General features: G+C 43.0%; 21 protein-coding genes and 2 pseudogenes. 14 read left to right on the forward strand and 9 right to left on the reverse strand.

Translation table 11 applies throughout. The annotated features are described in order from the left end of the window. The first annotated feature begins 493 nt into the window (after positions 1-493). Together AACT52_RS32110 and AACT52_RS32115 are read left to right on the forward strand one after the other, a co-directional pair. Positions 494-1,474 (forward strand): annotated as a pseudogene (locus tag AACT52_RS32110) (IS630 family transposase). 586 nt (positions 1,475-2,060) lie between these two features. Further along, positions 2,061-2,339, forward strand: coding sequence for a hypothetical protein (locus tag AACT52_RS32115; protein ID WP_158054849.1), 279 nt, complete (start codon positions 2,061-2,063; stop codon positions 2,337-2,339). A gap of 145 nt (positions 2,340-2,484) precedes the next feature. Here the strand turns inward: AACT52_RS32115 and AACT52_RS32120 are convergent, their stop codons facing one another. Both AACT52_RS32120 and AACT52_RS32125 read right to left on the reverse strand, forming a co-directional pair. Continuing rightward, the gene (locus tag AACT52_RS32120) at positions 2,485-3,108 is read right to left on the reverse strand and encodes a helix-turn-helix domain-containing protein (RefSeq protein ID WP_083630671.1); all 624 of its coding nucleotides are present in this window, start codon (positions 3,106-3,108) and stop codon (positions 2,485-2,487) included. A gap of 196 nt (positions 3,109-3,304) precedes the next feature. Beyond that, positions 3,305-3,871 carry a hypothetical protein gene (locus AACT52_RS32125; protein WP_073634680.1) on the reverse strand — a complete coding sequence of 189 codons (567 nt, stop codon included), beginning with the start codon at positions 3,869-3,871 and terminating at the stop codon, positions 3,305-3,307. Positions 3,872-5,463: 1,592 nt separating this feature from the next. On the opposite strand from AACT52_RS32125, the gene AACT52_RS32130 reads away from it, so the two are divergent. The 4 genes from AACT52_RS32130 to AACT52_RS32145 all read left to right on the forward strand — a co-directional run bounded on the left by AACT52_RS32130 (position 5,464) and on the right by AACT52_RS32145 (position 7,853). Beyond that, positions 5,464-5,625: a hypothetical protein gene (locus AACT52_RS32130; protein ID WP_158054851.1), complete on the forward strand. Its 162-nt coding sequence runs from the start codon at positions 5,464-5,466 to the stop codon at positions 5,623-5,625. Between the two features lie 298 nt (positions 5,626-5,923). Then, positions 5,924-6,319, forward strand: coding sequence for a hypothetical protein (locus AACT52_RS32135; RefSeq protein ID WP_073634681.1), 396 nt, complete (start codon positions 5,924-5,926; stop codon positions 6,317-6,319). A gap of 321 nt (positions 6,320-6,640) precedes the next feature. After that, positions 6,641-7,495, forward strand: a complete 855-nt coding sequence (locus tag AACT52_RS32140; RefSeq protein ID WP_073634682.1) for a hypothetical protein — start codon at positions 6,641-6,643, stop codon at positions 7,493-7,495. Between the two features lie 91 nt (positions 7,496-7,586). After that, positions 7,587-7,853, forward strand: a complete 267-nt coding sequence (locus tag AACT52_RS32145; protein ID WP_073634683.1) for a hypothetical protein — start codon at positions 7,587-7,589, stop codon at positions 7,851-7,853. A 336-nt stretch (positions 7,854-8,189) separates the two neighbouring features. Here the strand turns inward: AACT52_RS32145 and AACT52_RS32150 are convergent, their stop codons facing one another. Then, the gene (locus tag AACT52_RS32150; protein ID WP_073634684.1) at positions 8,190-11,798 is read right to left on the reverse strand and encodes an NB-ARC domain-containing protein; all 3,609 of its coding nucleotides are present in this window, start codon (positions 11,796-11,798) and stop codon (positions 8,190-8,192) included. A gap of 141 nt (positions 11,799-11,939) precedes the next feature. On the opposite strand from AACT52_RS32150, the gene AACT52_RS32155 reads away from it, so the two are divergent. Next, on the forward strand, positions 11,940-12,098 hold the full coding sequence (locus AACT52_RS32155) for a ribbon-helix-helix protein, CopG family (RefSeq protein WP_083630666.1): 159 nt from the start codon (positions 11,940-11,942) through the stop codon (positions 12,096-12,098). Between the two features lie 504 nt (positions 12,099-12,602). Then, positions 12,603-13,100 (forward strand): ankyrin repeat domain-containing protein, encoded by a 498-nt coding sequence (locus AACT52_RS32160; protein WP_073634685.1) that lies wholly within the window; start codon positions 12,603-12,605, stop codon positions 13,098-13,100. On the opposite strand, the gene AACT52_RS32165 is transcribed toward AACT52_RS32160, so the two are convergent. The 4 genes and pseudogenes from AACT52_RS32165 to AACT52_RS32180 form a co-directional block, all read right to left on the reverse strand. Continuing rightward, positions 13,080-16,658 carry an NB-ARC domain-containing protein gene (locus AACT52_RS32165; RefSeq protein WP_073634686.1) on the reverse strand — a complete coding sequence of 1,193 codons (3,579 nt, stop codon included), beginning with the start codon at positions 16,656-16,658 and terminating at the stop codon, positions 13,080-13,082. The genes AACT52_RS32160 and AACT52_RS32165 overlap by 21 nt on opposite strands. A 207-nt stretch (positions 16,659-16,865) precedes the next feature. Next, positions 16,866-17,183 carry a transposase family protein gene (locus AACT52_RS32170; protein WP_233154128.1) on the reverse strand — a complete coding sequence of 106 codons (318 nt, stop codon included), beginning with the start codon at positions 17,181-17,183 and terminating at the stop codon, positions 16,866-16,868. A gap of 108 nt (positions 17,184-17,291) precedes the next feature. Beyond that, positions 17,292-18,206, reverse strand: coding sequence for an SMP-30/gluconolactonase/LRE family protein (locus tag AACT52_RS32175; RefSeq protein ID WP_073634687.1), 915 nt, complete (start codon positions 18,204-18,206; stop codon positions 17,292-17,294). 6 nt (positions 18,207-18,212) lie between these two features. Continuing rightward, positions 18,213-18,572, reverse strand: a pseudogene (locus AACT52_RS32180) (SDR family NAD(P)-dependent oxidoreductase); the annotation flags it as partial. A 46-nt stretch (positions 18,573-18,618) separates the two neighbouring features. On the opposite strand from AACT52_RS32180, the gene AACT52_RS32185 reads away from it, so the two are divergent. After that, a complete protein-coding gene (locus AACT52_RS32185) occupies positions 18,619-18,897 on the forward strand; it encodes a site-specific integrase (protein ID WP_339375014.1) in 279 nt (92 codons plus the stop codon). Positions 18,898-18,914: 17 nt separating this feature from the next. Here the strand turns inward: AACT52_RS32185 and AACT52_RS32190 are convergent, their stop codons facing one another. Next, the gene (locus tag AACT52_RS32190; RefSeq protein ID WP_073634688.1) at positions 18,915-19,493 is read right to left on the reverse strand and encodes a hypothetical protein; all 579 of its coding nucleotides are present in this window, start codon (positions 19,491-19,493) and stop codon (positions 18,915-18,917) included. Positions 19,494-19,648: 155 nt separating this feature from the next. On the opposite strand from AACT52_RS32190, the gene AACT52_RS32195 reads away from it, so the two are divergent. The 4 genes from AACT52_RS32195 (at position 19,649) to AACT52_RS32210 (ending at position 21,613) form a co-directional block, all read left to right on the forward strand. Continuing rightward, a complete protein-coding gene (locus AACT52_RS32195) occupies positions 19,649-19,855 on the forward strand; it encodes a hypothetical protein (RefSeq protein ID WP_158054853.1) in 207 nt (68 codons plus the stop codon). A 137-nt stretch (positions 19,856-19,992) separates the two neighbouring features. Continuing rightward, the gene (locus AACT52_RS32200; RefSeq protein WP_073634689.1) at positions 19,993-20,541 is read left to right on the forward strand and encodes a GNAT family N-acetyltransferase; all 549 of its coding nucleotides are present in this window, start codon (positions 19,993-19,995) and stop codon (positions 20,539-20,541) included. 21 nt (positions 20,542-20,562) lie between these two features. Further along, entirely contained in the window at positions 20,563-21,102 is a 540-nt protein-coding gene (locus AACT52_RS32205; RefSeq protein ID WP_073634690.1) for a hypothetical protein, read from the forward strand. Positions 21,103-21,313: 211 nt separating this feature from the next. Beyond that, a complete protein-coding gene (locus AACT52_RS32210; RefSeq protein WP_073634691.1) occupies positions 21,314-21,613 on the forward strand; it encodes an HNH endonuclease in 300 nt (99 codons plus the stop codon). Positions 21,614-21,907: 294 nt separating this feature from the next. Here the strand turns inward: AACT52_RS32210 and AACT52_RS32215 are convergent, their stop codons facing one another. Beyond that, on the reverse strand, positions 21,908-22,762 hold the full coding sequence (locus AACT52_RS32215; protein ID WP_073634692.1) for a hypothetical protein: 855 nt from the start codon (positions 22,760-22,762) through the stop codon (positions 21,908-21,910). Between the two features lie 221 nt (positions 22,763-22,983). Between AACT52_RS32215 and AACT52_RS32220 the strand changes: the two genes are divergently transcribed. After that, positions 22,984-23,214 (forward strand): helix-turn-helix domain-containing protein, encoded by a 231-nt coding sequence (locus AACT52_RS32220; protein ID WP_069349626.1) that lies wholly within the window; start codon positions 22,984-22,986, stop codon positions 23,212-23,214. The last annotated feature ends 107 nt before the right edge of the window (positions 23,215-23,321 follow it).

Here is a 23,321-nt window from a genome sequence, read left to right on the forward strand (position 1 = left end):
CGTGTAATCGTGAAGGTCAGATAAACAAGGATAGCCTGTTCCTACTGCCATAAGGTTTTAGTGTTGAACCAAGGGAAATCCAGACATATCTTTGTGCAAAAATGTAAGATGCTCTCTTCCGTTGTTATCGCTTACTCAGGGAACCTTGTTGTACCTCTATTGAGACTGGACTTACACTAGAAAGGTAATTGACTTTTGGCTGACTATTAGAGCTATATGCACTCTTAAGTACAACTTATACATGATAAGTCCTCTTGGTTGATTTTTGGATTAGTCTATCAATAATTAAGTTTAAAGAGCGCTAAGCATGCTCGCAAGGGTAGATATTTTGGAGCTAGTTTGTATTCTTTCGGTCGTGCTTGGTGCCGAGAGTGATAAAAACCAGGGGAAATCCGATAATTAGCAACGCGAAGATTAAGTAAGTCGGCGCAAAAAATTCAAACTATGTAAAGATAAGTAAATACGGAGAAGATATCTATACAGGTAACGTAATATGGGCGCTCGTTTAAGGGTATTCCTCACTCGTGAACAAGACCGAACCCTCTTCAACCTCAGAACTGCGGAAGTACCACAGAAAGTCAAAGACCGAGCAGAAGTCATTAGATTAAATGCACATGGCTGGTACGTGGAAAAAATAGCAGATCACTTTAATTGGACTGAGCAAACAGTGAGAACGGTTTTACATAAATGGCAAAAGCTGGGTGTGCAAGGGCTCTGGGAGTTGCCTGGTCGCGGATTAACAACTAAGTGGAAAGAAGACGACATCGTATTTTTGGAAGAATGCCTGAAAAAAGAGCCACGCACTTACAATAGTCGCCAACTCGCCCAAAAATTAGAAAGCGATCGCTCGCTCAAACTGAGTCCCGACAGGCTAAGACGGGTACTCAAAAAAAGGGGATCATTTGGAAACGAGCGCGAAGGAGCCATAAGGGTAAGCAAGACCCGGTAGCGCGAGAAATAAAACAAGCAGACCTGGATATGTTGGAGTTAGCCGCAGCAGTGGGGGAAATTGACCTGAAGTATTTAGATGAATCAGGATTTTGCATGTGGAGCATTCCTGGTTACACATATTACCCAGTGGGTGAACAAAAACGTCTAGAACACTCCCTTGCGACGTGGCAGAAGACTTAGCATTCTCGGCTTAATTCAACCTTTAATTAGTTTTGTCTACGGTTTAGTAATTGGAAGTTTTAGTAGTACATCTTACATCTATATGATGGAGCAGGAGGCACAACAGGCTGCAACCATTGGACGCATTCGGGTAATTGTACAAGACAATGGTTCAATACATCGATGCAAGCAAGTACAACAATACTGGTCAAAGTGGGAAAGTCAGGGTTTATATCTCTTCTTTTTACCCAAATACTGCTCAGAAATGAACCCAATTGAATTGGAGTGGCAGCAACTTAAGAATTATGAACTGTCTGGGCAAATGTTTGATGACGAGTTCAACGAGTGCATATGCCGTCATTGATGGCGTTGAAGCTAGAGGAGAAAAAGGAAACTACACTACACAACGTTTCAAATTTAACTCTAATCCTTCTGTTAACCTTTCGTTACATACTTAGTAATTTTTCCGCCGACCTACTTACATGATGGTATGGAATAGACCTACCCTATTGTGCTAGTGCAGGCAGGCAGAAATAGGGAGCAACGCAAAAAAGTGGGATGAGACCGATAACTGGCGATCGCTTCCACAAAGTATTGATATCCTAGTAACAATGTTGACAAAAAAAGGTAGAATTCCCCTGAGAAACAGATTTCTAGCCCAGAATTGAAATGAGCGGGTGCCTACCGTGAAGTAAAATAACTTTGCAACTCTTAATTTAATCGAATCGTTTGATAATTTTAAAGAAACTGTTACCAAAGTTTTAGAATTATCTGAAGTAGAGAATTGGGATGGAAAAACTTTTTTACAAAAAAAGCAGAAAATCAGAGAAGCAGGGCTAATTTTAGCTGGAGAATGTATTGCATTATTGCTATATAATTGTAACCGTTCACAAGATCTGAAACGCTACAGTCAAAAATGGGTTACTGAGGTGGTAGATTAAATTGCATGGATGAAAACTGCCTCGCCTACGGGATTGAAATTTCCGATTCAGATTGGGAAAAAACGACCGCCAATGTCAAGCAATTGGTGGAGAAAATGGGGCAGCACATGGAAGCATCCCAATTTTTCAAAAACAGACGTGTCATTCCGTTCGCGCAGCGTGTCTCTTTGGGACTTACGCGAGTGCCGTGCCTCCTCCGGAGGTCGTACGGTACAGGCGATAGCCGTGGCCGTACCCACTGGGCATAGGGAACGTAGTGGAGTGAAGAATCTCGAACTACTGAATTGATTAAGATGCTTCATTCTGCTGGCGCTGCATTCAGCATGACAATAAATTTAAACATTTGGCATGCTCCCGTTCAAATTGAAAAATTGATTATTGGATAATGCTGAACTGGAACGCTCAAAGACCTGAATAAAAGTCGAGAATAATTTCAAAACGATTTGGAAGTTGGTACTAAGGTTATCTGTATCGAACCATCGCCTATTTTTGCCACAGAGCCATTTTCGCCTTCTAAGATAAGTTCTTCACCAGAGGCAGTATTCTTGTTAAGAATCGCAGCAATTTCTTGACAACAAGCTTGTAGCCTTTGACCTTCTGCAGCAGTCACATTTGCGGCTTTCTGTTGGATACTCTTGCTTTGATATGTCCTTCGCCACAATTGCGGGGTTACATTGTGGAGCCGGAGAAACTGGCGGCTGAAATGGCGTCTATCAAAATAGCCTACTGCTTCGGTAATATGCTCCACCGACTGGTCAGTTTCAACCAGCAAGCGGCGAGCCTCTGCCATGCGGCGTTCCATAATCCAATTGAGCACAGTCTTTCCGGTCTCTCGCCGTACAAGGTCGGTGAGGTAGGCAGGGGAGCGACCGACTGCCTCAGCTACCTCCCGAAGACTAATCGAATTATGAAAGTTTTTCTCAATAAAGTGGAAGACATTGTTCAGCAGAGGTTGGGACTGAAGCAAAAACTTTTCAAAGTTTGACAGTATTGATGTGTCAATAGCTATGTTAACGTTATAAGAGTCGATGCCACTAAGTAAGTAATTAGAGTCCATAACATTACCCTCATCCATTGGGTTAAATACGCTGCACTCTCCTATCAGATGTACCTGAATTTGAGTAGAACGCAAAGATTTCTCAAGTCAAAGAATCTGAATCAATCGGTTCTTGCAAAATCACCGCTACCACAAATAAAAATTTCTCACCCTTGTCCCCCTGTATCTTTGTGGATATAAATTGCTACATTTGCTGTTAACGCCTGAGCCAATGCAGTAATTCATTGGAGGCATAAACATCGCGGTAAAAGCTAAGTTGCTCGGTTTTTAAGTAGCATGCACCTCTGTGCCCACGTCGAAGCAAGGTTTCGTTTCCCTTTGCAATTATTTCCTTTGTTACATTGTCAATACAATTCCACTCACTATAGATGGCTTCACTATGAAACATAACAATGGGCCAAGCCATTGTTACACCTGGTTGAGCAAGAATCGCCCACCAATGTACTTCTCTATTTATCGCTGCGGTTCTGTTATAAAAAGATCCGTCAGCACAAAAATAGACAAGAGTATTGGCATATTCATCGGCTAGAATATCTGCTCGTCCTTGTCGCAGTGCTTCACAGTGAGTTAGCCACCATTCTTTGTTTTCCTGTTCTATTTGGGCTAAACCGTATTCTAGAGTAATTTCAGGCAAAATTTCTTCGCGTAGAGAGATATATGTTTCCGCGTTCCCAACCAGTCTTACTGCTAGTTCATTGGAAACTAGCTTTGGCTGTGAATAATCTACAGACAGATTATTGTAGTAGTTAGCTTGCTTGGTCATTTTAAGTCTCTACGAAAGTCTTAGCACAAGGTTGTAGTGCTGAAATAACACTCTATTTAGCTTGAATCTCCACAAGCCCCGCTTAAAACCCGTAAGGATTGGAGACAGGACGCATACAAGGCGAATTCAAGCTAGTTACCGAACAAAGCCAGTCGTCAGACGCACGAGTGAGCGGGGCAGGTGAGTTTTCGTCAATCTCCCAGGAAACATGAATATGGGCGAGTAAAATTTTTAGAAATTTTTAATTTTTTCCTGGAAATGCTATAATAGTTTTTATGTCGAATATGACTTCTTGTTACGGAACAAGTTAAACTTGTCCTATTTGTGGAACTCATACTCGAAAAAACTTAGCGAACAAGAGTATAGCTGTCCTGAATGTAGACACACAACACACTGAAAAGAGTGAGAAACCCCCTTGTATGAACCGGGGGATAGAGCGCGGCGATAGAGTAGAAGCACAGAGTTTTGGTGCTTCTGTGATGTTGGTTAGCATAATTCTCTATCTTTAGACTCGGTTTAAGCAAGTTAAGATAGAAAACTTAGGGAAAAAAGTTTAAGTTTTTTTTGTTGTACGTTACGCAAAGTTGTAACACCAGCGGTTTTCAGCCCATAGCAAATTTAGATTCCTCTTTTGGCTAACTTTGCTAAATTTAACTCGATACCAGTTGCCTTCTACTCCTTAAAACTTGAACAAAGTTGTACCGCCTTAGCGATGCAGCTTGCTCTCTGGTCACCGAGTGGGTGGACTACTATGCTAAAGTTTTTGGTATTTGGGCAATAGTGGTACCTCCGCACTCGAAAAGTAGGCGATATTGGGAGCCGATGGGGAGAACTTGGTTGTCCGGTTGTGCGGGGGGCGAAGCGTTACCTAGCGTTGATCATCCCACATGATTAGCCACAATTCACGCAAAACTTCACCCCCAACTTTTCTAACCTATGGTAGAAAGCTGTGGGTGAGGTGCTTTAACAGTTACCAGTTATCAGTTATCAGTTTCATCCTTTGCATGTTTAAGTCCCCCACCAAGAGCACCGTTCGTCAAGAGACATGCCGTAGGCATAAGCGTTGGTGGCTCTTTTAAATCCCCCACCATAGCAGGCGTTACTGCGGCTGGTACTGTTCACTGTTTTAAGTAGGTTTGTGGAATTAAAATGAACCATCCTAGTAGGATGGGAAGCGCGATAGCGTAACCCATGCTGCTCAAGGAATTGATGCGTTACGGCTGTGCCTAACACATCCTACGTTTAATTATGTCCGCTTACTTAACTATCCACCATGTATCAAGCTTTGTGGGCGATTTTAGTATATTTGTACATGGTAATTTCAGGTTAGTAAAGTAAGATAACAAATTTATAAAAAACTTAACTTTCTCGTAAGTTTGTTAACTTGAGTTGTTAAAGTTTTGTTTAGCAAGCAAACTCAATGGCATGAGACATCAATTTACCAACTAAATTGACCAGGGTGCTTGATATGACCAATAAACAATGCTGCGATATTTTTAATTCTTTTACACTGCCTTGGGATACCCCCCCGTCACATATTCGGTTTGTCGCTTGACAGTTAGTAGAACAGAGTATAAACGATTCGTAGGGTAATGTCTCATTTACTATCTATGGCACAGTCCGTGCCGGGGTTCTGCCGCCAGCGCCACAACCAAAGGGCTTTTTGGACTTTATCTTACGCAATTAGAATGAAGATGGTAGTTGGGGGCGTTTCTGATGCTGATCGCATTGTGCCCTCCTTGGCGATGACGTAAAGTCTCCTTCAGTTTGTAGAGTGGGGCAACAAGCACCGGGTAGTTGGTGCCAAGATTTTAGAACAGAAAAAGATTTTATCAAGACCAATTTCTCATTGCATCTTGGGTTGGCTTTGCCACAAAGCAAGCACTACCCAAGATGCAATACACATCACTTGAGTTGAATAAGCAGAATAGCGAAAAACCATACTGTCTGCAATCTATCTACCGCTTATAAGTGAAAGCTTCCTGGTAGATTTCCTCTAGCCTCTTCATAAGTAGAGCCGATTGTCAACCCGTATGCATCTATTTTGCTCCTATGAACACTAAATCCTTTTCTACCAAGAAAAATAGAGCTAAAAAGTTAAAATTTGATACCAATAACGAATTCACCCCAGATCAGACTACGCAGATTAATAAGACATCTGGATGTAGCATTTTCTCACCATCTGAGTCCTCTTTGACCCCCTCACCTATTGCAGATGTCCAGCCAAACCCACAGTTGGACATCGTGTCTCTCAAAACAAGTCAGCAACCTGCACCTGTCTCGGTCGCCTCTGCGATCGCCAAGGTGCTCGAAGATATGGGAGTGCAATATGCGTTTGGTGTTTCCGGTGGTGCGATCGCCTCAGGTGGCGGCTTCTGCATCGCACCGCTATGGCACGCACTGCTACACAGTGACATACGCGTACTGCACATTCATTATGAAGCGTGAGCAGCTTTTGCAGCAACCGAGGCGTACTTTGCTAGTGGTTGTCCCGTCGTGGCGTTTACTACAACAAGTCTGGGGATCACTAAAGCGTTAACAACGCAGATGTTTTTACATCGGGATCGCAATTTGACTAGGCTACCACTCAAAAAGTGCAGCGAGCAACTTCAGTGAGATTTCTCTAAGGTTCGCCCTTGGTTTAGCACAGCTGAATGGCTATGAAGCTCATCTGAGTATCCCCACTGCAATCCAGATAAGTTTGAGCAAGGAATTTTTCCACGAGTGACTTTCTCTCATATAGTGCAACCGCAAGCGAGGAAACAAACTATGCGTAATAACTTTTTCATTGATACTGAACGGGTGCGTATTGCGCTTGACAAAGTAATGCTGAAGACTGCAAACCCCACTAGCGTCCATCAACCCACCTCTGTGGGAAGCGGGGATCGCATCGCCCCAAAAAAGATAGACGCAGACAGCATAGCTAAAACTCAGAAGCTTTTAGATCAGGCAATAGCATTAGCCTGGAGAGATATAAAGTCGAGCAGCAGACCACCAGCCCTGACCCGTACGCGTTGGGTATGGCGACTTGCAGGTGCCTACCATTCAAGCCGCCATACTACACGACTGATGGAGGAAGCGCGAGACCGCTTTGCTGCATCTGGTCGCCACAGTTTGGCACAATGGGCTGCACAGAAAGCCAGAGAAGAAGCAGGTCACGAGCGACTCGCCCTGCTTGATATTCAATCAATGGGATATAACGCAGAGGCTGTAGTGCAAGCGCTTGTGCCATCTCCTATACAGGCTTTGGTAGATTACTTCTTCCAAAGCGTGCAGACGAGTGATCCAATTGGTTGCGTTGGTTTTTTCTATACAGCCGAACGCCTAGGGACATTTCAAGGAGAGGAGTACATCCAGAGTGTGCAGGCTTTGCTAGCACCGGGTACTCATGCTACACGCTGGCTGCGAATACACAGCGGTGTTGGTGCCGAAGTCAAGCATATAGAGGAGACAGTTGAGGTTGTTGCAGAGCTTACTCTCCAAGAGCGTATCTGCGTGGCGAAAGCTTGTTATGAAACCGCGTTGTTGCGCTTTACTCCACCCAAGGAGGGCTATATATCAGACTCAGAACTTCAAAATGTATTGAAACCGCTAGAGTTAAATACTTGCTACGAGTGTAACTAATTTTCAGAAGCTAAAGAAATGACTCGGTAAGCGAGAAGAGCTTTTCTCAAACACCCTTAACTGTACTGTTCAAACTCTAAGGAGAAGAAGGATGCGATTTCGGATTTTAGATTTTGGATTTTCGATTTTAGTATCGCTAAGTTTAAGTTTTGCCAATGAAGCTGTTTTTTTAGAGATCTTTCCAAATGGAAGGAAGACTACAACTATTGAGCAGCAGTCTTTAAGGCATGATCTCACCACCAAGTTCCTTCAGACCAGTTTTGATATATTGAATGGCATTGAACTTGATGATTTGGAAAGTATCATAAATGAGTTCGCGCAAGGATTGCCAAGCGACACCGAATTCGGTGCAATGTAGATTCAGCACATATATCAATTTAGTGGTTTAGGATTGAAACAGTTGGTAGGCCTGATTGTCTAGTCCCTGTTAAGCTATGAGCGCCTAGCAACTTCAAGGCGGGTTAGCCCTAGCTACCGTAACAGCTAGATAATTAGGGATTAACACTGATGGGGCAGAGAAAATTTTCTGTTCATTACAGCTATTTTCAGTTAATTGAACCACAGATTTTCGTAGGGACACGGCTAGCCTTTGCCCCTACCTGTGGTTTATTTACTTGAAAAACGCTGTGAGTTGATGTTTCAGACAAGGTTTGCGGTAGGCTAATCTCTTTTGGTGGTGAAATCTCCATTGGTTTCATATAACTGCTTGCGGAGACTGTTTTTCACCAGCAACTGCCCCCAAAACTTTCAGCGTACCAATAGTTGCTGTAGTTAAACCTGTAACCCCCATAATGTTCATCCGCTCATAGGGTTTCTCCGCTTTCAGAACTTTTAAGCACTTACCTGTTGTAACATCCCACAGTCTAATTGTCTCATCTTCACCACCGCTAGCCAGAGTTTCATTATCCGGACTAAAGGCGACTGACCTGAGCCAACCGCTCGTATGTCCTTCCAAGGCTTTGAGGCATTCACCAGTGCTGATATCCCACAACCTGACTGTGTGGTCTTGACAGCTACCCGCTAGTATTCGGCTGTCTGGGCTAAAGGCAACTGAGAGTAACCAGCCCGTATCCACCTGCAAAAGTTTAAGGCATTCACCAGTGCTGGCACTCCATAACCTTAAGGTTCGATCTGCACTGGTACTTGCCAACAGCTCACCATCCGGACTAAAAGCAACTGACCAAACCCAACCCGTATGCCCTTCTAGGATCTTAAAGCACTCAGCAGTGGTAACATCCCACAGCTTGAGTGTCTGCTCCAACGCGCTGCTGACTAGCATCATTCGTTGAGGACTGAAGGCAACTGACCAGATTTGAGCCGTATGTCCGTGGCAAGTTCTCAAAGCTTGACCTGTATTGACATCCCACAGCCTAACTGTTTGGTCTTCACTGCCACTTGCTAGCGTTTGCCCATCTGGACTAAAGGCAACTGACCGAATCGCAGCATGATGTCCCTGGAAAGTCTGCAAGACTTGACCTGTATTAACATCCCACAACCTCGCCGTTCGATCATCACTGCCACTTGCTAGCGTTTGCCCATTTGGACTAAAGGCAACTGACTGGATCGCAGCACCATGTCCCTGGAACGTTTTGAGGCACTTACCCTCCGAGACATCCCACAACCTCACCGAAGAATCGTGACACCCACTTGCCAGTGTCTGTCCATCCGGACTAAAGGCGACTGAGAGTACCTGATGAGTATATCCCTGGAACATTTTGAGGCATTCACCAGTGCTAACACTCCACAGCCGTACCGTCTGATCGTAACTTCCACTAGCCACGAGCTCGCCCTGTGGACTAAAGGCGACCGAATATACCCAACTGGAATGCCCGTGGAAAGTTTTGAGGCATTCACCGGTGCTAACGCTCCATAGCCTCACCGAGGAGTCAAAACTGCCACTGGCTAGAATATCACTTTGGGAGCTGAAGCTGACTGAATATACTTCATTGGAATGTCCCTGTAAGGTTTTGAAGCATTCACCGTTACTGACATCCCATAACTTTACCGTCTGGTCTTCACTACCACTCGCCAGCATTTTACCATCCGGACTGAAGGTAATTGACCGTATTCCATCACAGTGCCCTCTAAAAGTTTTGAGGCATTCACCAGTGTTGATATCCCACAAGCGAACTGTGTGGTCATCACCGCCACTCACCAGGGTTTGCCCATCCTTACTGAAGGCAACGGAGCATACCCAACTTGTGTGCCCTTGGAAAATTCTTTTGCATTCACCAGTTTGAACGCTCCACAACTTTATCGTCTGGTCATCACTGCCACTGACTAATGTGTCACCATCCGGACTAAACGCAATTGACCAAACTTCGTCATCGTGTTCTTGCAAACTTTGCAGGCATTGACCTGTACTGACATCCCACAGTTTCACAGTAAAATCGGTACTTCCGCTAGCAAGGGTTCTGCCATCAGGACTGAAGGCAAGCGACACAACCCAGTTAGTATGACCCTTACAGGACAGAAATTGTTTCCAATCCGAAACTTGGTACAAGCGAATCTCACCATTGGTATCTCCCAAAGCCAAAAGTTTGCCATCAGGGCTAAAGGCTACCGACAAAACACCGCCGAAGGTTTCAGCAAAAACAGACTTAGCTAGATTAGCGGAATGGAAATTTACATCGTGCAATTTCACATTCCGCAAGTCAGCTTGCCAAACAGCTAGGTGAGAGAAATCATAGCCGCTTAAATCTGTCTTTAGATGAGAAAGCAAATTGAAAACATTTCCAGCCGTATATCCTGGTTCTAACGGAGATTCTTCTCGCTGCCTTGCTAGAATTTGGGTTAACTGATTTACAAGGTTTTTTTTGCTTCTAAAAACAGTAAGCAGCCCATCTACAACTGGTTTAAGGATGAGGCGAATTTGAGTTTCCCTCACATAGTCTTTCGCTGTCGCCTTCATCAAAGCATGACACCTGAACAAATCGAGGTTCTGAGTTTCAATCTCTCCACAAACCTGCTCTATCAATCGATTAGTCACATACTCCATCACTACAGGTTGTAGCGTGAAGGTTGCTGCACTTTTCTCAACGAGCGTAGGCGTAGCCTTCTCGGTTAGCGATCGCCGTGCCAGAGACTCCAGCGCCTCAAGTAATTTTTGTAGTGGTACTGGTGATACAATATCTTCTCGTAACTCTGAAAGCGAAACTGGCTCACGATTAATTGCCAGCCAGTACATTATCTCCTTTTCTAAATCCAACAAGCGCGCAAACTGCTGATCCAAAAGCTCGTGAATGTCACCAAAATCACCCGTGTCTTGTTTGAGAAATTCAGAAAGATTACCACCAAAGACATCTTGAATTGTCGTCGCTACTATCTTCAAGGCTAAAGCATTGCCTGCATAGCGCTCAACGACTGTTTGCAATTCTGACTCTGAACCAGAGAACCCTTTGACTCCAAAGATTTTTTGCCCATCTACCGCCTCCAAACCACTTAGTCGTAATGAGCGAACAGGCGCTGTTTGTCCTTCGAGTGATGCCACCTCTTTCGGTTTTTCCCGAGAAGTCAGCACCAAGCAGCTCCTGTGGAGAACTTGTCCTACCCGTTTTATCAGCTGACCATATTCCTCATAGCCTTGTCGATAGCTTCCGGCAATAGCGCCACTTTGGAGAATCGTCTCAGCATTATCGAGTATAATCAGACAGCGCTGTTTTTGCAAATAATCAATCAGTCGCGAGATTCTTTCGTCTACGCTGGTTGGTAAATCAGCTTCTAAAACCTGCAAGTTGTCGAAAAATTGAATTAAGTTACCCAGTAGCTCAAAAAGTGGTGGCGCATTGTAGAGCGATCGCCAGATCACATACTCAAACCGTTGCTCAATTTCACGTACCAGCTTAGTCGCCAGAGAGGTTTTACCCATACCCCCCATTCCCAACAACGCCACCACTCGGCATTGCTCTTTCATGAGCCATTGTTCCAACAGAGCCAATTCTGCTGTGCGCCCATAGAAAACAGATACATCAACTGCCTCTCTCAAATCAACCCGCTTGAGGAGCTTCAAATTTTCCTGTTTCTCTAAATCCGACTCTGGCTTTGTATAATCGCTACTATCCAATTCTAAATTAAATGCCATAAACAAACGAACAAGCGTTTGTTTGTCAACCCCTATTTCGCGAGTCAGTACCTTCCTGAAAGTGACAGGAGTGATTCCAGCCTGTTCACTTAATTCTTCCAGGGTACACCTGGTGCCATTATTTTCCTGAAATTGCCACTCAATTTTGGCATTCTCAAGCTTCTGCCAGCCTTCACGACTGAGTATTAGCCCACGGTTGCGTTTTTGGTTCTGCGGTTTCATATTTTTTTATCTCAAGATGGCGGACTTGGATTATTTACTCCGAAGGAACTGCCACTCTTACCGATACCCGTGCGGTCTAACTCTCTGAAACAGTGACGAATTGCTCTGATATTATAGTACTTGAAAAATACTTGAAAAACAATGACCATGCCGAGAAAAGATGCTGCTAACTTGACGATTCAGTTTTCGCAGGAGGAGAAAAGAATTTTGGAGGAATATTGTGAGAAGATGCAGCGAACGAAGAGCGATGTCATTCGAGAGATGGTTCGCTCACTCAAAAAGTGTTTAGACGGCACCTAAAGTTGCCGAAGCGTTTTGGCACCCATACCTAGATCGGCAATCCACTCAAAAAACTTGATAGAAGACGCACTTTATGATGAAACTGCTGAAAAGTTAGCTGAACTCTGTATTGTGGAGTGTATCAATGCGTCCGCCAGTTTGGAATCTGCCATAGAACTGTCTTAGGATTCACACATTAACAAAAAATATATTTTGTATATTAAGCCATAGTACACAAGACATAAATCACCTCAAGTTTAGTAGGGTTTTCAACCTAGAGGACATAAGTCCTTCTTCTGCATTTTAAATAGGTGTCAGTGAAATCAACTTATGCACTTACGACTTACGCACTCTACAAATAGACCTTAAATGAATTAACGCGCAAGGTGTCATAACACTTGTAAAGAGCAATACTCAGCACAACGCAAAGAATACAAACTTGCAAAAAAAATTGACCCTTGCGACTGGAAAGCCGCGTTCCTTAAACTTCTTCATATCAATGAGTAAATCCTAAACCCTGTAGATATGAGTACTAATCTAGTTGCTGCCGTGAACAATAATGACCTTGAATTGGCGAAAAAATTAATTAAAAACGGTGCAGACGTTAACCAAACAGATAGCAGTGGAAATAGCCTCTTGATTGTCAGTTCTGCTAATGGTCAATTTGAAATGGTGAAGCTACTCCTTGACTCTGGTGCTGATATTGACGCGGTAGACTCAAGTATGAAAGCCACTGCACTCCACGCTGCTGCTTATCTAAGGCATCCGAAGGTGATGAAAATTCTGATTGAGTATGGTATTAATATAGATGCTCAAGGTCCTTACAACGGATATACTGCTTTACACGATGCAGTTTGGCAAAACAATGTTGAAGGAGTTAGGCTCCTGGTAAATGCAGGTGCCCGATTAGACATTAAAGGCAACAAAGGAAATACCCCCTTAGATCTTGCCAAAAAAAGTGGGCATAAAGAAATTGTTCCCATCCTTTTTGGAGCGATCGCTCTAGTTAGTCATAGCGCCTAGAGCTTTTAGAGAAGCAATAGTCGCTTCAGTTAAACCTGTTACGCCAGAAATGTTCATTCCCTCATAAGGTCTTTCGTTTCTGAAAGTTTTGAGGCACTCACCGATTAAAACATCCCATAACTTAATTGTCCCATCTTCACTGCCACTAAGTAAAGTGTGACCATCCGGACAAAAAGCAACTGACCTTACCCAGTGGGTATGACCCTGTAAAGTTTTGATACATTGACCTGTGCTAATATCCCACAATTTTACCATTTGGTCTACGCTACCACTCGCTAGGATATTACCTTGAGGACTAAAGGCAACTGACAATACCCAACTCGTATGTCCTAAGAAAGTTTTGAAACATTGGTTAGTGCTGACATCCCATAACTTCACTGTTTTATCTTTACTGCCACTGGCTAGAGTCCTACCTTCAGGACTGAAAGCAACTGACAATACCCAACCGCTATGTCCCGATAAGGTTTTCAAAACTTGACCTGTGCTGACATTCCACAAACTCACAGTTTGGTCATCACTGCCACTAGCCAGCATCGCACCTTCAGGACTAAAGGCAACAGACCATACTCCATGACTATGTTCCAAGGTTCTTAAGACTTCACCAGTGCTCACATCCCATAATCTCACAGTTTGGTCATCACTGCCACTAGCGAGGATATTACCTCCAGGAGCAAAGGCGACTGCTTTTACCCAACCGATATGTCCTTGCAAAATTTTACAGCATTGGTTGGTGCTGGTATCCCACAACTTCACTACCTGGTCGTAACTGCCAGTGGCCAAGATATTACCTTGAGGACTGAAAGCAACGGTTCGTACTCGGTTAGTGTGTCCCTGGAAAGTTTTGTTACACTGACCAGTGCTGACATCCCAACAGCGTACAGTTTGGTCGTCACTGCTGCTGACAAAAGTTTTACCTCCGGGAGCAAAGGCAACAGACATTACCCCATTACTGTATCCTTGCAAGATTTTTATGACCTGACCAGTGCTGACATCCCAAAGCCTTACAGTTTGGTCATCACTGCCACTAGCAAGGATATTACCTTCAGGACTGAAAGCAACTGACCAGATTCTATCAGTATGTCCCTGCAAAGTTCTAAGGCATTCACCACTGCTGGCATCCCAAAGCTTCACAGTTTGGTCATCACTACCGCTAGCCAGAATTTTATCTTTAGGAGCAAAAGTGACTGACCTTACCCGGTTACTATGTCCCCGCAAAGTTCTAAGGCATTTATCGGTGCTAGTATCCCAAAGCTTCACACTTTGGTCGTCACTGCCACTAGCTAGGGTTTTGCCATCGGGACTGAAGGTTACTGACCAAACCCAACCAATATGTCCCTTGAAAACATTGTAGCATTGACCCGTGCTAATATTCCATAGCTTCACGGTTTTGTCACTACTAGCACTGGCTAGGGTCTTACCTTGAGGATCAAAAGCAACTGACAGTACGCGACCAGTATGTTCGTGCAAAATTTTCTGAGATTTACTGCTGGTGACATTCCACAAACTCACTGTTTGGTCATCGCTACCACAAGTTAGAAGATTACCTTTAGGACTAAAGGCAACGGCTTGTACACGCTTAGGGTGTTCGCTCAAAGTTTTTAGGCACTCACCGCTGCTTGTGTCCCACAACTTCACATTCTGGTCAGCACCCACGCTACTGATGGTACTGCCATCCGGACTGAAGGCGATCGCTCGAACCCAACTGATGTGTCCAAGATATGTCAAAAGTTCTTCACTATCAGCAAAATCTCGCCACAAGCAAATCTTACCATTAGCGTCACTCGTCGCCAAACTTTTTCCATTGGGATTGAATGCTACGGCAGAAATTCTGCTGAAGTTTTTAGTAAAAACCGACTTGGATAAATTCGCGTTTTGGAAATTAACTTCAGATAAATTTACAAAGCGCAGATCTGCTTGCCAAACGCTCAGGTTAGAAAAATCATACCCTCTTAAATTAGCCTTTAGCTGACAAAACAGGTTAAAAATATTCCCACCTGTATAGCCAGGTTCCTGCGGAGATTCTTCTTGCAGTTTTGCTAAAATTTGAGTTAGCTGTTCTTCAAGTTTTTTTTGCGTTTTAAAGATAGTAAGCAGTTCATCAATAATTGGCTTGAGGATAAAATCTATTTGAGCAACTCTAGTGTATTCTTTAGACTGACCCTTGCTCAAAGCATAATACCTAAGAAACACACTTTCCCCAGTGGCAATCTCTTCACAAACTTGCTTTATTAATTTGTTAGTCACATATTCTATTAATACAGGTTCTAGTGTAAAGAGTGGGGCGCTTTTCTCTACTTGTGTAGGCGTAGCTTTGTGGATGAGACTTCTCCGGACCAGAGACTCCAAAGCCTCTACTAATCTGTGTGGTGTTCCTGGTGATACAATATCTTCTCGCAATTGGGAGAGCGTAATCGGCTCACGATTAATTGCCAGCCAGTACATAACTTCACGCTCTAAATCCGACAAGCGCTCAAACTGCTCCTCTAAAAGAGCGTAAATATCACCAAAAACTGCGATGTTTTGGTTTAAAAATTCAGAAATATTACCATTAAAGACATCTTGAATGGTCGTCGCAACTATCTTCAAAGCTAGTGGATTGCCAGAATAGCGCTTTAGAAGTGCTTTATTTTTGGAATCTTCGACCGACAGACCTTTGGAGTGAAAAATTCTTTTTGCTTCCTCCTCAGAGAGACCTCTCAGTTGTAATGAGCGAACAGGTAGTGCTTCTCCTTCGAGTGACGCTACGTCTTTCGGTTTTTCCCGAGAAGTCAGCAGTAAGCAGCTAGTATGAAACGCTTGTCCCACCCGTTTTATGAGTTGACCATAATCCGAATATTCTTCTCGATAGCTTCCAGCAATAGCACCACTTTGCAGAATGGTATCAGCGTTGTCGAGTATAATGAGACAGCGGTGTTGTCGCAAATAATCAATCAGTTGCGAGATTCTGCCGTCTGCGCTATTTGGTAAGTCAGCTTCTAAAATTTTTTCGTTAGAGAAAAATTGAATCAAGTTAGCGAGGAGGTCGAGAAGTGGGGGGACATTGTAGAGCGATCGCCAAATAACATACTCAAATTGCCCCTGAATTTCATGGACTAGCTTGGCAGCAAGAGAGGTTTTACCAATGCCCCCCATTCCCAACAGCGCTACAACTCGACAGTGATCCAGGATGAGCCATTGCTCCAAGAGAGCCAGTTCTGTTGTGCGTCCATAAAAAACTAACACACAAACTTCTTCTTCCCAATCAATGAGCTTGGGAGTCTTCAAGGCTTGAAAACTTGCCCAATTGGGATCGCTCTTTGTATAGTCGCTTTTACTCAATTCTAAATTAAACGCGAGAAACAAACGAACAAGCGTTTGTTTGTCAACCCCTTCAGAGCGAGTCAGTACCTTCGCCACTGTATTCGGAGTTAATCCAGCGCGTTCACTTATTTCTTCTAAGGTGTACTTAGAACCAGATTTTTCGCGAAATTCCCATTCGAGTTTTCCCTTCTGAAGCTTTTCCCAGCCTGAGAGAGTAAGTATAACGCCACGACTCCGTTTTGGATTGTGCCGATTCATAAATTATACGACTTACGTTTTGACATAAGTGTAGCGGACCGCAATAGACATCTCCGAAAAATATCAATAGTACTGTGTGACTGAACTTTAATCAGCGAGCGCTCATGACAAATATCAGCCAGTCTCAACGCCAAAATCAGGATTTGGGACAGTTACTGATGATAACAAGCCAAAAAGTAGTATATATACGCACCAACTTTTTTCGAGTTATGTTAAATTATTTATAATGGTAGAACTAACGCTCCACTTCCGTTGTCTCACAAGTCCGGATATTGTCATAATTATTTGTTCGTATTTCGATGGATTTAATCTAAATCTTTCAGAGGCCACTCTAAATATTTTCAATAAACGAATCAAATGTTCGACAAATATTCGCTCAGACGCCATTTCTTTGTTTTTTTCTTTTTGGAATTTGCTTAATTCTCCTTTTTTTGACTTTTTTGTAGGAGTTTTAATTGATGGCTCTCCAATATAACTGGAGTTTAGAGGTTGTTTGAAAAGTGTCAGCTTGAGCCTTAAATGCAACTAAGAAAAGCGATCGCAAGTCCCAAAACCCTCATTCTCTCGTTTCAACTTCTCGATAGCCAGGGTAGTCAAACATACGTAGGATGACTTTTCAAACATCCTCTTAGACTAAAAGACATACCCAGCTTTTTCGACCTCAAGTCGGACAATGTTGGCAGGAACCACACCTGTAGGAGGCGGTAAAAACATTCCCCCATTCATCACAACATAGATAGCGGTGCGATCGCTTTCTGTTTGACCAAAAGCAACTGCTGTACTGCCAATTACACCTTGTTCGGCTTGAGCAATAATAGTTGTATTGCCATCTAGTGTAATCTTCACAACGCTGTTATAAATGTGCGTTGCTCCGTAAAGGTTGCCTTCCACGTCAAATGCAAAGTCATCAATATTGGTTTGCTCCACAAAGATTTCTGGCTCACTGGGTTCATTTGTCAGGCCAATAGGAATCCGTAACAACAACATCTTTCCCGTATTTGAAACGTAAAGTAAGTTACCAAAACGCTTTAAACCATTAGCAGCAGGAATGACGTTTTCCGCATTGCTACGAGCCAGTAAAGAATGTTCTAGCCAAATTGAGCTATGACGTTGGGCAATATCAATCAACCAAATTGCACCTCGGTAAGAATCCGCTACTAAATACTGAGTGTGAGAAAGTGGCGTAATGCCATTGAGAAATATTGCATCTGGCAGTTTTACCAACGTTTCTACTGTACCACCTGCGGTAATTAATGAGACTACTGGTATAGAATCAGCATTCCATCCAGTTGCTACCAAACCGCCATTGCTAGTGAAGGCCAGACCGCTGACTTTACCTTCAACAGTGGCATGAATCTGCTGATTGCCATCTGGAGTAATGCGAACAATCTTGCCGACCTCATGATTGGTCACAAATATTGTGCCATCTGAAGCGATCGCTAGATTTTCTAAGAAAGTATTGACCGGAAACGAGGTAATGATTTTGGCAGGAGCCAATTCTATCGGCGTATCCGCGTAAATAGGGGGTAACATTGCTGGATTTTCCATAAAAACCTACCACTGTAATTGAATCGGTCCACCAAACTTCCGCATCTCTGCAACAAATAGTCCTTGCGCTTCCCCATCTGGAAGCGTTGCTAAATAGACAGCGGTTTCGGCTCCTTCTTCTGCGGTAAATGGCGCATTCTCACCTCCCATATCGGTTTTCATCCAACCTGGAGAATAGGCATTAACGAGAATATTAGTACCAAGAAGTTCCTTGCCCAGCAGAACAGTTAGCCCATTCACCCCTAATTTGGACAGTCGATAGGAAGGAGCTAAAGGGTAGAAGTCGCTAGTCATTGCAGCTAGAGATGCCATTTCGGTTGAAACATTGACAATGCGCCCATAATTGTGAACCTTCATCAACGGAATTGCTGTGATATTGGAGTATCGTGGGGATGCAAGGAATGATGAGCCGGTGTTCCCCAGTCCTAGTCGGCGAGATAGGGGTAAACCTCTAAGCGACCGAGGGTTGCGGCGGATGATGGAGGAAATTTCTGATTTTGCTGGAATTAAGTTTTCTGCCCACTTTTTGAGGCATACGCATGCGACGCTTGCTAAGAAAAATGGAGCTTCTGATTTTGACTTGCAAGCTGATTTGGGCCATGCATCGCCTGCGACAACTGCAAAGTACATTCACCACGTCGGGCGTGTCGGGACTTCTCACGCATTGCGTAAAAAAAGCAAACAGAGGTAACCAGTGAAAAGTTAGCTTTACCGTTGGGGGTGGTATAGTTCGTCCGAAGCCTTCCATTCCCAAGCAACACTCATTGGGTCACGGTTACGAGACCAACTTAAAAATTCTTTGGCACTCTTGTTTTCTCTTTGAGCAATGAGGCCTTGGGGGGTGATGCCAAGTCTTGGTGCAAGACTTTCGTTTGTCCTGGGCTGTAGTTCAACTTGTGTTTGTTGGTACGGGTACGCTGTTTGTCTTCGCCCTTTGTTGTTGCCCAATCTCCCAGAGGCGTTAGCGGAGCTGATCGTAGATATCGCCCGTTCGATTAACTCCAACTTCTTGGTGATCCCTTCTAGTTTTGTATCCACCGAGGACCCTTGAGCCGCAATATGGGATTCCAGTTTCTCCAGCTTCTCCTCTAGCTGTTTAACTGATTTACTGCCTGCTGTTATATCGATATCATTATTGATATCAAAATCTCCTAGTAATTCCTCTAAGGCTTGCAGCAAGGCAATTGTATGCCCTTGTCTATGTAGTTTTGATAGTCGCCGAACCACCCCAATTAGTGGAACGGGCACACGAATCATTTCGCTTGGTGGGGACTTTTGGTCAGGCATTTGATATCAATTTTGATATCGACAAGCTGATTGTAAAATGTTTGGTGTCACGCTGTCATTTACTTCAGCTAAGTTGTGTCCATATTTGGAAAAATTGTTACAAAACAACACAATTTGTGATGGGAGTGCCTGCTTGAGAACGTCCAGGTATTGTTTTGGTTGTTGTTTTGGATAATTCATCGCCTAGAATTGATTACATTCCCCGTCAATTTATCTTGAGAAGAATATACCAATATGATTTAGATACTGAAGATGTAAAAGCAATAGACAATATGGTGGAAGTCTATGAACTTGAAACGGATATAGTCATGGTTTATGTTAACCGGAAGAGTGAAATGTTTACTGCTATGGAAAAACCATAAATTACTCTCCCTGGATTTTATGGAGACTCTGCGTAAAAAGGATGAATCAATATAACATTGTATGGTATAAATATACTAATAGAATTATTAAATTGGGTCTTTTAATAATAATTAATATTAGGGATTAGGAGTTTTATGTGCAACTAAAAATTGGATTACAAAGGGGCGTTGATAACACACCTATTGAAGCCTATTTAGTAGATTTAGGACCAAGGCATATTGATGATTATGTCAATGATTGGGTAGAAAAATTAAGGCGGTTTAGCCAAGAAGATAAATACTGGGACTGGATATTCAAATTAAGATATATTGTAAATCAAGAAAACCTTGAAGGTTATGCAGTTGAGTGCGAAAATAAAACTCAAGGATTAATGATAATAGAAACACAAATGCACGGTTCTCGGTTGAATATTGGTAAGAGGCTAGTTTATGTTGATGGCATTGCCACTGCCCCAACTAACCGAATCGAAATTCAACGTCCGCCTCAATTCAAAGGTGTTGGTCAAGCACTATTAAATTTCGCAAGAATTAGAAGTGTTGAGTTAGGGTATGAAGGTAGAGTTGGGTTGCATTCCTTACCAAGGTCTGAAGGATTTTACGAAAAACAAAACATGTTTAACTGCGGGCCTGAAGAAGACTATGATAATTTGGTCTATTTTGAATATGGTGCATTGAGACGAAGATAAGGGCTGATAAGGTAAAAATTTATGAATCACCAACAGCAAAATGATAATTCTGATGCAAACGAGTCAATAACAACCCAAGAGGCTATAGATTTACTTTTTGGTGAAGGATGGCTGGAAGATGCTGTTTGCATCGAAGATGAAGCAAATTGCACTATCGGCGCTGGTTTGGATTGGGGTAGCGCATTCGCACCTTTAATGCTCAACAAAACTTTATTTGGTCGTTTATCAACGCTACGTGTATCTCTCAACCGCGAAGTCAGGCTAATAATTGAAACATGGGATCTGGGTATAGGTACTTTTTCAGCGACAGAAACTGCAAGGGCACGCATTAAAGAGCGGTTACTATCTCCTACGCCTGAATTAATACCTCATTTGTCAGCTACTTTGCTGCAAGATGATTTATATGGTGAAGAGTTTATATCTAACCGCGAAGCCCTCAAATCACTACTTGCAGTACTTCTTACTGATTTTGATAGAGAAGAAATTGCAGAGAAGGCTGCTAATTCAATACGCACACAAGTTATGTCTCAGGTGAATTTTTCCGAAAAAGTTTCTGCGTAAATAGTAAATATAAGAACAATGATATCGCGTCAAATTCAATCAAATTCATAAAAGGGGCGAACGCGCTCTTCAGCGGCTACTCTGGGTTAGCTCTTAGCTCAATCCCGTAAGAATTCTATCCGGTATGAGCACAAAACTAAGTATATTAATGAAAAATATTACCGATATAATAATCGAGATTAGTTTCATAGAACCCAAAAGGAACTGATTGATGAGTGGCAAAAACCGCAACCGCTATCCTTTAAACTGGGATACTATCGCGCTTGAGGTCAAATCAAAATCCGACTGGAAATGCACGCGCTGTGGGATGCAATGCCTGCGACCAACTGATAAAAAAGAAGGATTATCTCGTAGAGAACGCAGCATTAAAACATTAGTTGTCCACCACTGGAATTACACGCCCGAGGACAATCGAGTCGAGAATCTCGCGGCTTTATGCAGTAGCTGCCATATGCTGTTTCATACGCGGCGACGGGGAAATATATCGCCAGGACAACTATCTCTGTGGTAGAAAAACCAACTGACTACCTTTGCTTATGGTTGCAATTTGGAACCAACGCAGACAGCCCATCATATTAACCCTCTTTTATCACTTTCGGAAGAGAATAATCTATAACCCCTACAGCATAAGACTTTTACCAAAAATATTGATTTCAGCCATTCTGGAACGAAAATAAACCCCCAAACGCTCACTCTATCTACAGTTGAAAAATTGGCTCTTATTTTTCTTTTTCCAGAGTGACTAAAGAGGGTTAAGAGGTATTTCGGTAAAAGTGTTCTTCACTTGCCTACGAACTATTAATAATTATTTCCTTTCATATTGCTGCTCTAACACTCTCAACAGCTTTTCTTCCAACGGTGTCAGGTAGGGGCGCTTCACCTCCCCTAAGTGTTTCAACATTGCACTCGCTGCCTGTTCCAAGTTACCGTTATCATGCAACCGGGTAATGCGTTCGCATATCTGTTTCATCTGTTCACACTCGGTATCCGAGTAATTCATTGACTTCAGGTGATCCAGTCTCACAGTGTATTCTCCACCCCATGCAGTAACAGTACAGCTAAAATCATTCACCTGACTGACAATACACCAACACCCGCCTTTGCCCCTTAGTTCTGGATTGTCCTTAGCAATAATTTGACAGACTTCCCCTTCCTGGTAAGGGTTCGGCACCTTGGTACCTTCCATAATCCGTTGCACAATGTCTTTAACAATACGGCCAGATGGCACTTTCCCACCCGCTTCCACAACTGCCTCTTGCCAAACATCACGCTGCTGTTTGGGTTCTAGTTTGGTAAGTGGTCGGACTTGGCGTTCATTGGTAGGTAGAATGTGATCCAATGGATCACATTTTTCAGATAAGTTATCAACTACCATTGCAGCTTCAATCAAAAGATAAGGTTGTCGGCGACTGTAACCAAATCTATCACGACAGTACTCTTCAAAGGTTCTGTGGGTAGAGCGATACAACCGTCTGTCCCTTAGCTCCATTAAAGCTTTACCAGCCTCATAGAACGCACGCTCCACCTTCCGCTCTAAGTGTAGGCGTAAGCGTACCTCTTCTTCTGTGAGTTCTTCTAGCTCAATAACTTTGACTGATACGCTTTTTGACTCAACTGGACTGACTACATCAGTTTGCTCCGGGGCTGGAATGTGTGTCATGCTTGAAGCAAGAAAAAATAATCATTACTGCCCTGTCCTCGTTATAGGTCAGGGTTTTTCGTAGGAACAAACAGAGCAACTTCATTATTGAGTGCTGTCCGTCCTATTTTTTTGAATTATAAACTTATAGTTTATACATTATAAACTAACAATTGATAATTTATAATAAGTAGACAACATAGAAGATTTATAGTTAAAGATTATTGGGTATCTAAAGTTGAATGAAGGTTAGGAAAGTAATAGATGTAGAGGTGCCAGGTTTAGGAGAGAGAATTAGGAAGGCAAGAGAGTCTGATAGGCGCTCTTTGTCAGCAATTTGTCGTCAAATTCCTATGACAACCATGAACTGGTACAAAATAGAAGCTGAAGAAACCAAAGCTTTGCCAATCGACACTTTACGGCGGATCGAAGAGGTGTTAAAAGTTGATTTTGGCGTGGAGATTGAGGATTGAACTTAGAGGATGTCTGAAAAGTTTTTGATAGGTGTTGATAATTACGCAAGTTGTTTCTCGCATCAGACGAATCATCGCAATGTAAACAAACGTTTCTGTCGTTTCAG

This window comes from Scytonema sp. HK-05 (assembly GCF_963872035.1).
Classification (GTDB): domain Bacteria; phylum Cyanobacteriota; class Cyanobacteriia; order Cyanobacteriales; family Nostocaceae; genus Kalymmatonema.